Genomic DNA, 13,278 nt, shown 5'->3' on the forward strand with positions numbered 1-13,278 from the left:
TATGAAAAAGGTTTTAGTTCTTGGCTGCACAGGTTCAATTGGCAGCAGCACACTTGATATTATTAATAATACACCTGAAGATTTTTCTGTTTGCGGTCTTCAGGCTCATTCTAACAAAGATAAACTTTCAAAGCTTGCAGCAGATTTTAAATGTCCATCTCTTCTTTCAAGCGAGGATAATTCAGCCCAGGCTTTTCAAAAACTTATTGATGAATCAAAACCTGATATTGTTGTAAATGGAATTGCAGGTGCCGCAGGTCTTCTTCCTTCAAAAATTGTTCTTGAAAACGGAATTGATTTAGCCTTAGCTAATAAAGAAACAATCGTAATGGCAGGCCCCCTCATCAAGGACCTTGCAAAAGATAAGGGAGCAGCTCTTCTTCCTGTTGATTCAGAACATTCAGCGATTTTCAATCTCACTCAAAGAATTGGAATGAAAAACATTTCAAAAATTGTTATTACAGCTAGTGGTGGACCATTTAGAACCTATTCCAAAGAAGAACTTGAAAACGTTACTCTTGAGCAGGCACTTAAACATCCAACCTGGAATATGGGAAAGAAAATCACCATAGATTCTTCTACCCTTGCAAATAAAGGTCTTGAAGTAATTGAAGCCGCTTTTCTTTTTGATGTAAAGGCAGATCAGATTGAAGTTGTTGTACATCCTCAAAGCCTTATTCATTCATTAGTTCGAACTAACGACGGTGAACTTTATGCGCAGATCAGTGAACCGGATATGAAGCATCCTATTTTATGTGCCCTTAACTGGCCGGAAAATAAAGCTTGTTACATGGAGCAGTTTGATTTGTTTGATAAGACGATGAGCTTTTTCCGTCCACGCATGAATGACTTTCCTCTTCTTTCTTATGCCTTTGAATGTGTAAAATTCGGCAAGTGTTATCCTATAGCATTTAATGCAGCCAATGAAGTTGCAGTTCATGCCTTTATTGACGGGAAAATAACATACCCTTCAATTTCCAGAATTGTTCGAGCCGTACTTGACCGTGACTGGAATAAATATCTTGATTCTTTTGAAACTGTTTTCGAAGCCGACAAAAAGGCCCGCGAATATGCTTCGGAGCTTATCTGATGAAATGGCTTTACGGTATTCTCTGTCTCTTTTTTTTAATTTTATTTCATGAATTCGGACACTTTCTTGCAGCAAAACTTTTTGGTGTAAAAGTCGAAAGTTTTTCTATTGGCTTTGGACCTGTTCTGCTGCATCGCACAATAAAGGGAACAGATTACAGACTTTCTCTTTTCCCTCTCGGCGGCTACTGCGGAATGAAAGGTGAAAAAGATTTTCAAAAAGCAATTGAAGAAAAACTGCCGGAAATTAAAGGCGAAGCAGACTCTCTTTATGGAATACATCCATTAAAACGTGCTTTAATAGGATTTGCCGGTCCTTTTTTTAATTTTATTTTTGCAGTAATAGCATGTGCTTTTATAAACGGCATAGGTTATACTTATTACACATATTCAAATAAGATTTTAATTACAGACGAAATTAAAAATTCTGCAGCCAGAGATGCAGGAATACAATCCGGGGATAAAATCATAAAAATTAATGAAAAAGAGATTTCTGATTTTTCCGATTTACTGGAAGAAATTTCTGTACGCCCGGATGAAGATATAATCGTTACAATTGATCGTGCCGGCGAAATTATTTCATTTCCACTGCATACAGAACTCGATAAATCTACAGGAAGCGGGAAGATTGGTGTAGCTGCGGACACTTCTGAAATACTTGAAAAAGAATCTCCACGATATGGATTTTTTGAAGCAATAGGACATGGCTTTATTGATGCTGTAAAATCCGTAGGTCTTACACTTAAAAGCATTGGAATTCTTTTTAAGGGCGTTGACCTGAACAATGCAGTTTCTGGTCCTGCCCGTGTTACTGAAATGCTGGGTTCTACTGTAAAAGACGGGTTTTCTGCAGGATTTAGAGTTGGCTTTGTAAGTCTCATGAGTCTTCTTTCAATTATCAGTATTTCACTTTTTATAATGAATCTTCTTCCCATACCAGTTTTGGACGGCGGTCTGATTCTTATTGCATTGATTGAAATTATTATTCGAAGACGGCTTAGTCCTCGTTTTCAATACTATGTTCAGTTCATAGGCTTGGCATTTATTGCTTTTATATTTATCATTGGAATTAAAGGTGATATTTTTTATTTTCTAAACAGAGGTAAATGATGAAAAAATACATTGGCCTTTTTGCGGCAGCTTTGCTGGCAGTTTCACTTTCTGCTCAGTCTCACATTTCAACTCAGTCTCACCAGGCACAGGTAACTCAAGTTGCACCTGTTTCCGCCCGTGGAACAGACGGTTCTTATTATACAGTTTCTGATGATGGATTTGTAATTAAATGGACTTTTGATGGTCAAGGCGAACACTACCAGTTTTCTGATGTTTCAATAAAACTGATTGCTGTTTCACCTAATGGCAGCGAAATTGCCCTGTATGAAACAGACGGAGGTTCAATTAACAGAATTACCGTATGGGACTGGAAAACCCTCACAAGAAAATATCTTAAAAAGTTTTCAGATTCTATTACATCACTTTCTTACTCTTCTAAAGGAACTTATCTTATTGCAGGAACTGCTACAGTTGATGGAGCAGTATTCATAAGAACTCAGGGCTGGCAGATTGTAGATAAAATTAAAGCCAATACCGGAATTGTAAGTTATATTCATACAAGCAATACGGAAAAAACATGTGTTTTCTATTCACCTTCCGGATCACTTTCCTTTTATGATTTTATGACTGGAAAGCTCAAACAGAAAATGCAGATTTTAAAAGGACTTTCACAGACAGTAATGTATGATGAAAACCGTTTTTTTGCCGGAGTCAGAGATAACTCAATTTACATTACAGCTTCCGGAAAAACAATTGCATCTATTCCTGCTAACAATCCTCTGATTATTTCTACAGAAGCAGATTACAACCTTTACTATCTTGAAACAGATGGTCGTGGTAACTACGAAGTAAAAATGATTGAAAGCCAGGAAGAAAACAAGGTTTCTAATCCAAGACTTGTAAAAATTCTCAAAGGACCGCGAGGATCCGGAATTATTACAGCTGCAAGAAAAGATGCCGTAAACATTTATTTTGGCGGTAAAAACGGTTCGGTTTATAAAAGTGAAGTTGAAGCAACAATTACAACAAACACAATGTATGAGCTTACAGATAATACTTATTCAAAAATTTATGATGTAGCTCCTGCTGATTCAGATTTTTATTTTCTTACTACAAATGCAGTTTACTCTACATCTTATGATACCGGAGTTATTTCTAAGCTGATTTCAACAGAAGGAGAAACTAACATAATATCTTATAAAGATAATTCTGTTATTCTCTGGAGCCAGTCGGAAAAAACACCAGTAAAACTTTTGAACCTTGACCGTAAATCTTCCAGCATTCTTTTTACTCCAAAGACTACCCTTCAAAAAGTCAGACTTTGCACTGTAGAAGATAAAGATTATCTTGTTGAAATAGAAAGTAATTCTCTTGTAAATCTTTATGATTTGCAGACTGGTACTTTCCGTGAAATATATTCTGGAACCGGTATTCAGGATGCAGTATATATGAACAATAAACTTATATATATTGCAAAATCCGCTGCCACGAATCCACAAACTCCTCTGCTTACAGTTAATCCTGAAACAATGGAAACTGTTCCATTAAGCATAAAAGGAAACGTTACTTATGCTTTGAGCACCGACGGAAAAACAATTTACGGTCTTAATATTATTTCTGATGAAACAGGACGCAATACATACGTATTCTCATTCAATATTTATACAAAGCAGATGACAAACATCCTTAAGTTTGCAGAAGAAGATGCTGAGGCCTTTACTTATTTGAATGGAAATAATTTGTTTACAAATATTGGCCGCAACAAAGTTTACTGCTACAACCTTTCTACTAAAAAGAGATTTGCATATAACCGCTCTGCTTCCATTCCAAAAACTCTTTGTATGAACAGCGGAAGAGCAGTTATTTTGAACTCTAACGGAAGTATTTCCTGGTGTGGTACAGCAGATTCAAAACTTCTTGGCGACTGGTATTTGACCAAGGATGATAACTGGTACGAGTTCTAAGGTGGTTTCGATACGCACTATGTGCTACTCAACCACCGTCTGTTCGCAGGTCCGGTGATTAGAGTAGTACGGTGCTAAAGCACCTACCGTATCGAAATCACATTATTTCCAGTCTGCGGTGTTGATTCCGCAGCCACGCCAGAGGGCATCTGAATAAACTCCAACATAATTCTGGGCACTTGTATCCCAGCTGAAATTTTTCTGCATACCTCGCAGCTGCATCTTTTTGATGTGATCTTTCTTATTGTAGTAAGCCCATACAGCCCAGCCGACAGTGTCGTAAACAGCTCCTGGGGTAAGTGCATCAAATAAGAAGCCTGTTCCGTCCCCATTATCCTGATTATACTGCTCTACTGTATCTGCAAGGCCACCTGTACGGCGAACGATTGGCAGAGTTCCGTAAAGCATTGAATACATCTGATTTAAGCCGCATGGCTCATAGCGCGAAGGCATAAGGAAGAAGTCTGAACCAGCTTCAATAAGATGACTGAGACTTTCGTCATAGCCGATGTAAGCACGCAGATTCGGCAGCTTTGACTGAAGGGCATTAATTTCATCTTCACACCACTTTTCGCCGGAACCAAGAATTGCAAACTGAAGGTCCATATTAGCGCACATTGAATAAATGCTGCCATATCCAGGAGCAAATACCTCTGCTATACCCTTCTGGTCTGCAAGTCGGGTAACAATTCCAATTACAGGCACATCCTTTTTTACAGGCAGGCCCATACGTTTCTGCAGTTCTGCCTTACACTTTGCTTTGTTGGCAAGGTCTTTATAGCTGAAGTTGGCAGGAAGCAGCTTATCTGTTTCAGGATTCCAGGTTTCAAGGTCGCAGCCATTGAGAACTCCGCGAACGACATCGCTTCGTACACGCAGGAGCCCGTCAAGACCAAAGCCGCCTTCTACGCTCTGCATTTCGCCGGCGTAGGTAGGAGAAACAGTTGTAATCATATCTGCGCAGGAAATACCAGCCTGAAGGAGGTTTATGCTGCCATTACGCTCAAAGCCTGCACCATGGTATAGATTCCAGTCTACGCCCAGAGCCGGGAAGTTGTCTTTTCCATACCAGCCCTGATATCCAAGGTTATGAATTGTTAGAACGCTTGCTGTGTGGGCAAAATAGCCGTTACGACAAACATGCTTAAGAAGAACAGGAACCAGACAGCAGAACCAGTCGTGGGCATGCATAATATCAGGATACCAGCCTAAGAGGCGACAGAGCTGGAAGGCACCGTGACACAAAACTGCCGAACGGTATGGGTTATCGTGGAAATCAGGTTCAGCCTTGGTACCGTAAATACCGTCGCGGCCAAAGCACTGTTCGTGATCAATAAAATAAACAGGCACATCACTTCCTGGTAGAGGAGCTTCATATACCTTTACCCAGGTCTCAATGGTACCAGCGGCTACAGCCAGAGGGGCCTCTATTGCCTTAAGTTTACTGCGGTCAATTTTATAATAACGCGGCATTACAATGCGAACGTCGTGGCCCTGTTTTCTAAGATTTATTGCGAGGGCAGAAACTGCATCTGCGAGTCCGCCTGTTTTTGCAAAAGGAACTGTTTCCGAAGTTACCATTAAGATTTTCATAGAGATCTCCTGAATGGTGGTTTCGATACGGCCTACGGCCTACTCAACCACCGTAATATGTTCACCGGTGGTTGAGTAGTACGGTGCTAAAGCACCTATCGTATCGAAACCACGTTTTTTGTTAGTTTTCATGTACGGCCTTGTAGAAGGCTTCTTTACTATTCAATATTGACTGCTCTGAACAGCAGTAAGCGATTCTGAACCAGCCTTTGCCGGCAAAGCCGCTTCCCGGTGCACAGAGTATATTGTATTTTTTAAGATGATTTGTAAAAGCCATATCATCATCATTCCATTTATCCGGGCACTTTACCCAGAGATAGAAGGCGCCTTCAGGCTTTGCATACTGCAGACCGGCATAATCCATAACCTCGCTGATTTCCTTCATGCGCTTTTCGTAAGTAGAAAAATCGCATTCAGCATCCCAGCTTTTTGCAATAACCTTCTGGAAAAAGGCCGGGCAGTTTACGAAACCAAGAACACGGGTACAGAAAATTGCAGCCGCAATAAAATCAGCTTTTTCAGGGCAGGCAGGATTTACACACACATAACCTACACGCTCGCCAGGAACACTAAGGTTCTTAGCAAAAGAAGTGGCTATTACAGCATATTCATACTTATCAAAAACGGTAGCAACCTTCTTGCCGTAAGTAATGTCGCGGTAAGGCTCATCGCAAATCAGGTAAGGATAACGGCCTGTTTTTGCACCGAACTCTTTAAGAGCATCTGTAAGGGCGATAATATCAGCATCATCATAAATACGGCCGCTTGGATTGTTTGGTGAATTGATGAGGACAGCAGCAGTTTTTGGACCAAGAGCAGCCTTTATAGCATCAACATCAAGAGAAAAATCAGCTTTTGTCTTTACAGGCACTACTTCACCGTCATGATTATGAACATAATTGTTATATTCAGCAAAATATGGGCAAGGAATAATAATTTCTTCACCGGCATTAAGAAGAGACTTCAATACAACATTGAGTGCACCACCCGCACCTACTTCCATAACAACGCAGTCGGCAGTAACTTCGACGCCCTGCTCGCGGCTTGTTTTTGCGGCCATTGCGGCACGAGTTTCCGGGTAACCTGCATTAGGCATGTAACCGTGGCGGAGGTGTGTGGTATCAGCTGCAACCTCACGAACTGCATCTACTACTTTCTGAGGGGGATCAAGGTCGGGATTACCGATACTAAAATCATAAACTTTATCTGCACCATATTTCTGTTTAAGAATGGCGCCTTCTTCAAACATCTTGCGGATTACACCGTTCGAAGGACTTTCTACTATATCTTTAACTTTCTTTGAAATCATAATTAAATATTATACCACACATTACGTTTACTTGCAAAACACATTGCTTTATCTGCGGCTCACAAAGATGATATTTAAAGTGTAATTAATTGAATAGTTAGGTGTTTTAGAATATAATAGGAGGACAAATTATGAAAAGAATTATTGTTTCTATTATTGTTTTACTTTCTCTTAGCTTTGCATTGTTTGCCGACCCTTTTAACAGCAAACTCACTTCAGAAGAAAGAGATACCATTGCAACTGGTGAGCTTCTTATCAAAAATATCAATTATGAAAAATTTATGTGCCTTAAAAAAGGTGAATCAGTTTTAGGTGATAAACTTATAGGCGAAATTCACGATTTAAATCCAAAATATCTGGCAGAAGTTATTCAGATTAAGCCTTATGCCGGAAATGAAGATCTTCCTCAGCGTCTTGAGACTTTGTTAAATAATGTTCCTGAGTATGCAGGTATTCCATATTATTCAGTTCACTCTGCCAAGTGGTATAATCTGTATGATTCTGCAGAAATTATTGAAACTGTAGACAATGAAAATGGAAAAAGTCTTAAAGCAAATTTGTACATGGAACCATTTGAGCTCGTAAAAGAAGATATTGAGCTTACAAGAGATCAGGATTCTATTCTCTATACTGCAGTTAACACAAACAAACTTCGTTATCTTGATAAATTTGACTGTGTATGGCCAAGAAAAATGAAGATTAATATTCTTTTGTTACGAGATGGTGATAACTGGATTCTTTATGGTATTGGTGGAGTTAATGCACCTCGTGTACCATTCTTTACAGAACGTATTCAAACATCATTTATAAACAGAATTCAAACCTTCTGTTCATTCATATTTAAGAAGTTTTAAGGGGAAAAACTATGATCTGGTTAATCGGTTGCAAGGGAATGCTTGGAAGTGAAGTAGCAAAGCAGCTTGATGAAAAAAAATTGCCATGGGTTGGAACTGATAAGGAAGTTGATATTACCAACCCTCAGGCACTTTTGGATTTTACAAATAAAATTGAGACAGCCGCATACTTTCCTTCTGATTTACCAAAAAGCGATCGAAAAATCAAATGGATAATTAACTGCTCTGCCTATACCAACGTAGATAAGGCAGAGGAAGAAACAGAGCTTGCCGAAAAACTTAATGCAGAAGGCCCACTTAACATTGCCCGCACGGCCCGCTCAATTGGAGCCAAACTGATTCATATTTCAACTGACTATGTTTTTGGTGGAAATGGAAATCAGCCATATACAGAAGATATGCCTAAAGCACCTCTTGGAGTATACGGTCGTACAAAAGCAGCCGGCGAAGATGCAATAATGAAAGAAATGAATACTTATTACATTATCCGCACTGCATGGCTTTACGGTTTTGATGGCCGCAACTTTGTATATACAATGACAAAGCTTATGAACAGCCACGATCAGATTCGTGTTGTAAATGATCAGCTTGGAACACCTACTTACGCACCTGATCTGGCTTCTGCTATTCTTCGCTTTGTTGAAAAAAGTGACAATGCAAAATCTTTCTTTGGCAAGAACAGTGCTCCAGCTTACGGTATTTATCATTTTACAAACGAAGGTCAGACAAACTGGCATGAGTTTGCAAAAGAGATTTATAGACTTGGTCGTAAATATGGAAGAATTACACAGGAATGTCAGGTAAATTCTTGTACTACTGAAGAATATGGAGCTAATGTTCAGCGCCCTGCTTACTCTGTTTTGAGCAAGGAAAAAATTGCTAAGGCTCTTAAAATCAAAATTCCAGAATGGCAGAACAGTCTGGAAAAATTTATTAAGAATGATAGATTTAATCTGATATAGAAGGTATTAAATGATTAACTTTACAGTTGGTCCAGTTCAGATGGACAAAGAAACCAGAAAAATCGGAATGGAAGAAATTCCATATTTCAGAACTCCAGAATTTTCCGCAATTATGAAGGAAAATGAAAAACTTCTCTGTAGTTTTTTTGATGCCCCTGAAAATTCAAGAGTTATTTTTATGACAGGCAGCGGAACTTCCAGTATGGAAGGCGGTATAATGAATTTCTTTACCAGCGAAGACAAGGTTCTTGTTGTAAACGGTGGAAGCTTTGGACATCGTCTGGTTGAAATCTGTCAGATTCATGATATTCCTTATACAGAAATTAAACTTGATTATGGAAAACCACTGACAGCAGAAGGCCTTGCCCAGTTTGAAAATGCTGGTTATACAGGCTTTGCACTTCAATTGTGTGAAACTTCAACCGGCGTTCTTTATGATATGAACTTAATAGGTGACTTTTGTAAACGCAATAATATTTTCCTTTTTGTAGATGCTGTAAGCGGTTTTATGGCTGATGAGTTTTCTATGAAAAATATGCATGTAAATGCCGCAATTACAGGAAGTCAGAAAGCCCTGGCCCTGCCTCCTTCAATGTCTTTTACTGTTATGGATGAAACTGCAATTGCCAGAGCCCAGAAAATAAATGTAAAAAGCCTTTATTTTAATTATCCTATGTATCTTAAAGATGGAGAACGCGGTCAAACACCTTTTACTCCGGCAGTTGCAACTCTTCTTATGCTTAACGAAAAACTTAAAAGAATTGAAAAGACAGGCGGAATTAAACATCAGAATGAACTTGCAAAAGAAAGAGCTCAATACTTCAGAAACAAAATCAAAGACTTACCATTCAAGCTTTTTTCAGACGCAAAAGATTCATCTAATTGTGTAACAGCATTGTGCCCTACAAAGCCTGGTGTAAACGCACATAAGATTTTTGAAATTATAAAAGATGAATATGATATGTGGATTTGTCCAAACGGCGGCGACATGGCAGAAAAAGTTTTCCGTGTTGGTCACATCGGAAATATCACTAATAAAGAAATTGATAAACTTGTAAAAGCATTTAAAGATTTGCAGAAACGCAATCTTTTGTAGAGAGGAGAACTTTTATGATAGCAGGAAAAACAGTTGTATATACAAGCGGTACTTTTGATATGCTGCATGCAAATCATATTAAAATGATTGAATATGCCCGCTCACTCGGCGACATTCTTATTGTTGGTGTAAACACAGATGAGTTAGTTGAATCTTACAAAAGCCAGCCAATCATTCCTTTTGATGAAAGAATTGCACTTGTAAAAGCACTTAAATATCCTGATATTGTTATTCCACAGCATTCTCTTGATCATACCGACAAAGTAAAAAAGCTCAACTTTGATGTTTTCGTTGTTGGCGACGACTGGGCTGGAAAATATGACTACCTCAAGGAATTAGGAGTAGATGTAGTATACTTCCCTTACGGAGCTGGTGTAAGTTCAACAAACCTCAAGCAGCGCATCTACGAAAACTACGAACAGATGAAGAAAAAAGCCGACAGCCACTTTTCAAATGATACTGATGTAAGGGATAAAAAATAAATCATGAAAAAATTATTTTCCTATATCATTATTTTATTTTCTTTATCATTTTTTACATTTGGTCAGGAAGCCTTAAAAAGCACAGAAGAAGAATATTACGACTTTCTTTCTCTTTCCGGAATCGTAACTCCCCCTACTCTTGGCTACAGAACACTAAGTGATTCTGTATGGGAGATTCCAGAAGATACATCGCACGTCTGGAAAAATAACAATCTGGGAACTACTAAAACTTTGTGGGAACCTGAAACTCAGTTTGATAATTTTTTCTTCAAAGGAATTAATCAAAATTTAACTCTAAAATTCTATGGACCTGAATGGTACAACAGTTATAATACTCTTGCCCCTTATGGACAAAATGACGGCGCTCTCTGGCAGGGCCGTGGTTATAATACTTCTATAAGTACCGGTGCACGTCTCGAAGCCTACGGATTTGAATTAACCTTAAAACCAAACTTCAACTTTTCACAAAACAAAGATTTTGAACTGATGGATAATTCCCAGTATTACTCAAACAAATACGCGTATATCTGGGGCTATGGAGGAGACATTGGGGCTGATGCTCCTCAGCGTTTTGGTGACAAAGCTTTTACTGCCTTTGATTGGGGTGATTCAGAAATTCGCTGGAGCTGGCATTCATTCACAATCGGTTATGGAACTCAGAGTCCATGGATTGGTCCTGCATGGCTTAATTCTCTTTTACACTCAAACAACGCTCCAAGCTATCCAAAACTTGATTTTGGATTAAGAAAAACAAATGTAAGAATTCCTTTCCTTGACTGGAATCTTGGCGATATAGAAACACGCTTATGGGTTGGAAAAACAACAGAAAGTGATTTCTTTGATTCTAATGATGAGAATGACCATAATTATATTAGTGGATGGAGTTTTTATTATGCTCCTTCATTCCTGCCGGGACTTTCACTTGGCTTTACAAAAGTCTGTTTAATTAAAACTACCACAGATAATTATTTAAAATATTTTAATCCATTATACGACACTAATTATAACGAAGATCAGAAAATGTCCATCTCATTTAACTGGATATTACCAAAAGCTGGTTTTGATTTTTATGGAGAATTAGGAATTGATGATTATATTGTAGGATATCATCATGACATGCCTCTCCTTAGTGCAATAAGAAATCCATTTCATACTATGACCTATACATTTGGATTTAAGAAGTCTGTAACAATATCAGAAAAAAAGAATCTTTATGGAGAACTTCTTTTTGAATGGAATAATACAGAAATGTCTCAGGATTTCCAGTTTGAATGGCCTTATAACTTCGGTTTTCATCATAACATAACACAAGGTTATACAAATAAGGGACAATGGCTTGGTTCAGGTTACGGCTATGGTGGTAACAGTCAGATTCTTGAATTTAATATTATCTACCCTAAAGGTAATACTTTATTATTTATCTGGAGAAATAATCCTGATAACAACTTTATTTATAAGCAGACTATAACAACTAGTTCCAGCGATGCAGAAGTATATCATCGCTACTATGTTGCATATAAAGCAAATTTTAATATTGGTATAAATACAAATTATTTTGTAACAAAAGATTTATCAATCTTCTCCGGCCTTGTTTATAATATGATTATTAATCCATATTATAATCCTAAAAAGCCAAATGAAGAAGAAGAATACTATATGGATCCGGTTTTATATCATAATTTCCAGATCCAATTAAGGATAAAATATAGTATCTAAAGATACGATTATCAAAACATTTTTATTCTAACATATCAACACGTACTTTGTGTTTACCGCCCACAAAGGGGTTAGATAAAAATGTTTTTGTAATTTCTCTTGCAGTAACAAAACCAATGATTTGAGCTCCCATACAAAGAACATTTGCATCGTTATGTTGTCTTGTCAGTTCTGCAGATTTTATATCTGAGCATAAAGCAGCTCTAATTCCTTTTATTTTATTAGCCGCAATACTCATTCCAATTCCGGTTCCACAGAAGAGAATTCCATAATCAACTTCTTTATTTAATACTTTATTACAAACTGCTTTTGCATATACAGGATAATCAACAGCATCTGCAGTATATGTGCCGGCATCATCAACTTCGTAATTATTTTGAATAAGCCATTCCTTTAATTTTTCCTTATATTCAAAACCTGCATGATCGCAACCAATTGCTATTTTCATGAATATAATTCCTCCTCAGAAAAATGCATTAAAGCTTTACATAAAGGAATATCTTCCTTTCTGGTGATTTTGATGTTATTCGGGAAGCCTTTAGAAAAATAAACAGTCTGACCATAATAAATCAGTACTAAATCTGCATATACAAAATCATGTTTATTTTCTTTTTCTGCCATTTCATATAATTTCAAAATTGATGAATAGTTGTAAGCCTGAGGAGTCTGTATTCTCATTATTGAACTTCTATCAAGCTGCTTATCGCCGCATTTTCCGTCATCAGTATAGATAACAGTCTCATAACAAGGGATAGCCAGAGATGCATTACCCTTTTCATGTGCAACTTCAAGCATATTGTTAATTGCAGCCTGAGGTAATATTGGTCTGGCAGCATCATGAATAATTACAAAATCATCAGCTGAAAGTTTTGAACGCAGAGAAAAAATACCGTTTCGGGTTGAATCATGTCCAGTTTCTCCACCTTCAATAATTTCCGTTACCTTCTCGATTTTATATTCAATTAACATTTCTTTAAGATATTCAATCCATTCTTTTACACAAACGATTGTTATTCCTGTAATTTGTGGATTTCTTTCGAAATTTTCAAGTGTATGAACTATAACCGGTTTATCATTTAGTGAAAGAAACTGTTTGGGCATTGGTCCACCAACTCGTGAACCAATACCTCCGGCAAGAATAATTACATGGTTCTTCATCA

General features: G+C 37.7%; 12 protein-coding genes. 8 read left to right on the plus strand and 4 right to left on the minus strand.

Annotated features, from left to right (window positions below):
* Window position 1 precedes the first annotated feature (1 nt).
* From dxr to G626_RS0103690, 3 genes are read left to right on the plus strand one after another with little or no spacing between them, the layout of a single operon-like run.
* Window positions 2-1,090 (plus strand): 1-deoxy-D-xylulose-5-phosphate reductoisomerase, encoded by a 1,089-nt coding sequence (gene dxr / locus G626_RS0103680; RefSeq protein ID WP_027726960.1) that lies wholly within the window; start codon window positions 2-4, stop codon window positions 1,088-1,090.
* Complete coding sequence (locus G626_RS0103685) at window positions 1,090-2,199, plus strand: M50 family metallopeptidase (RefSeq protein ID WP_022931446.1); 1,110 nt, start codon at window positions 1,090-1,092, stop codon at window positions 2,197-2,199. The genes dxr and G626_RS0103685 overlap by 1 nt, the downstream gene beginning before the upstream one ends.
* A complete protein-coding gene (locus G626_RS0103690; protein ID WP_022931447.1) occupies window positions 2,199-4,106 on the plus strand; it encodes a WD40 repeat domain-containing protein in 1,908 nt (635 codons plus the stop codon). The genes G626_RS0103685 and G626_RS0103690 overlap by 1 nt, the downstream gene beginning before the upstream one ends.
* A 102-nt stretch (window positions 4,107-4,208) precedes the next feature.
* Here G626_RS0103690 and G626_RS0103695 read toward each other — a convergent pair whose 3' ends face one another.
* Together G626_RS0103695 and G626_RS0103700 are read right to left on the minus strand one after the other, a co-directional pair.
* Complete coding sequence (locus G626_RS0103695) at window positions 4,209-5,699, minus strand: glycogen synthase (RefSeq protein WP_022931448.1); 1,491 nt, start codon at window positions 5,697-5,699, stop codon at window positions 4,209-4,211.
* Between the two features lie 121 nt (window positions 5,700-5,820).
* Window positions 5,821-7,008 (minus strand): pyridoxal phosphate-dependent aminotransferase, encoded by a 1,188-nt coding sequence (locus G626_RS0103700; RefSeq protein ID WP_022931449.1) that lies wholly within the window; start codon window positions 7,006-7,008, stop codon window positions 5,821-5,823.
* Between the two features lie 131 nt (window positions 7,009-7,139).
* Here G626_RS0103700 and G626_RS0103705 point away from each other — a divergent pair, with 131 nt between their 5' ends.
* Genes G626_RS0103705 through G626_RS0103725 form a run of 5 tightly spaced genes read left to right on the plus strand, consistent with a single transcriptional unit; the run spans window position 7,140 to window position 12,118 of the window.
* Entirely contained in the window at window positions 7,140-7,862 is a 723-nt protein-coding gene (locus tag G626_RS0103705) for a DUF6675 family protein (protein WP_022931450.1), read from the plus strand.
* An 11-nt stretch (window positions 7,863-7,873) separates the two neighbouring features.
* On the plus strand, window positions 7,874-8,824 hold the full coding sequence (rfbD, locus tag G626_RS0103710; RefSeq protein WP_022931451.1) for a dTDP-4-dehydrorhamnose reductase: 951 nt from the start codon (window positions 7,874-7,876) through the stop codon (window positions 8,822-8,824).
* A gap of 10 nt (window positions 8,825-8,834) precedes the next feature.
* Complete coding sequence (locus tag G626_RS0103715; protein ID WP_022931452.1) at window positions 8,835-9,920, plus strand: pyridoxal-phosphate-dependent aminotransferase family protein; 1,086 nt, start codon at window positions 8,835-8,837, stop codon at window positions 9,918-9,920.
* A gap of 14 nt (window positions 9,921-9,934) precedes the next feature.
* Entirely contained in the window at window positions 9,935-10,402 is a 468-nt protein-coding gene (locus G626_RS0103720) for an adenylyltransferase/cytidyltransferase family protein (RefSeq protein ID WP_022931453.1), read from the plus strand.
* A gap of 3 nt (window positions 10,403-10,405) precedes the next feature.
* Complete coding sequence (locus tag G626_RS0103725; protein WP_022931454.1) at window positions 10,406-12,118, plus strand: capsule assembly Wzi family protein; 1,713 nt, start codon at window positions 10,406-10,408, stop codon at window positions 12,116-12,118.
* 22 nt (window positions 12,119-12,140) lie between these two features.
* Here the strand turns inward: G626_RS0103725 and rpiB are convergent, their stop codons facing one another.
* Together rpiB and G626_RS0103735 are read right to left on the minus strand one after the other, a co-directional pair.
* The gene (rpiB, locus tag G626_RS0103730; RefSeq protein ID WP_027726963.1) at window positions 12,141-12,566 is read right to left on the minus strand and encodes a ribose 5-phosphate isomerase B; all 426 of its coding nucleotides are present in this window, start codon (window positions 12,564-12,566) and stop codon (window positions 12,141-12,143) included.
* Window positions 12,563-13,276, minus strand: a complete 714-nt coding sequence (locus G626_RS0103735) for an IspD/TarI family cytidylyltransferase (RefSeq protein ID WP_022931455.1) — start codon at window positions 13,274-13,276, stop codon at window positions 12,563-12,565. The genes rpiB and G626_RS0103735 overlap by 4 nt, the downstream gene beginning before the upstream one ends.
* Between the last annotated feature and the right edge of the window lie 2 nt (window positions 13,277-13,278).

The sequence above is a fragment of the Treponema bryantii NK4A124 genome (assembly GCF_000421345.1).
GTDB classification, from domain to species: Bacteria; Spirochaetota; Spirochaetia; order Treponematales; family Treponemataceae; genus Treponema_D; species Treponema_D bryantii_B.

Excerpts from the sequence above, each read along its gene's own strand:
- dxr (WP_027726960.1), top strand. The coding sequence starts at position 2 with ATGAAAAAGGTTTTAGTTCTTGGCTGCACAGGTTCAATTGGCAGCAGC.
- G626_RS0103685 (WP_022931446.1), top strand. The coding sequence starts at position 1,090 with ATGAAATGGCTTTACGGTATTCTCTGTCTCTTTTTTTTAATTTTATTT.
- G626_RS0103690 (WP_022931447.1), top strand. The coding sequence starts at position 2,199 with ATGAAAAAATACATTGGCCTTTTTGCGGCAGCTTTGCTGGCAGTTTCA.
- G626_RS0103695 (WP_022931448.1), bottom strand. The coding sequence starts at position 5,699 with ATGAAAATCTTAATGGTAACTTCGGAAACAGTTCCTTTTGCAAAAACA.
- G626_RS0103700 (WP_022931449.1), bottom strand. The coding sequence starts at position 7,008 with ATGATTTCAAAGAAAGTTAAAGATATAGTAGAAAGTCCTTCGAACGGT.
- G626_RS0103705 (WP_022931450.1), top strand. The coding sequence starts at position 7,140 with ATGAAAAGAATTATTGTTTCTATTATTGTTTTACTTTCTCTTAGCTTT.
- rfbD (WP_022931451.1), top strand. The coding sequence starts at position 7,874 with ATGATCTGGTTAATCGGTTGCAAGGGAATGCTTGGAAGTGAAGTAGCA.
- G626_RS0103715 (WP_022931452.1), top strand. The coding sequence starts at position 8,835 with ATGATTAACTTTACAGTTGGTCCAGTTCAGATGGACAAAGAAACCAGA.
- G626_RS0103720 (WP_022931453.1), top strand. The coding sequence starts at position 9,935 with ATGATAGCAGGAAAAACAGTTGTATATACAAGCGGTACTTTTGATATG.
- G626_RS0103725 (WP_022931454.1), top strand. The coding sequence starts at position 10,406 with ATGAAAAAATTATTTTCCTATATCATTATTTTATTTTCTTTATCATTT.
- rpiB (WP_027726963.1), bottom strand. The coding sequence starts at position 12,566 with ATGAAAATAGCAATTGGTTGCGATCATGCAGGTTTTGAATATAAGGAA.
- G626_RS0103735 (WP_022931455.1), bottom strand. The coding sequence starts at position 13,276 with ATGAAGAACCATGTAATTATTCTTGCCGGAGGTATTGGTTCACGAGTT.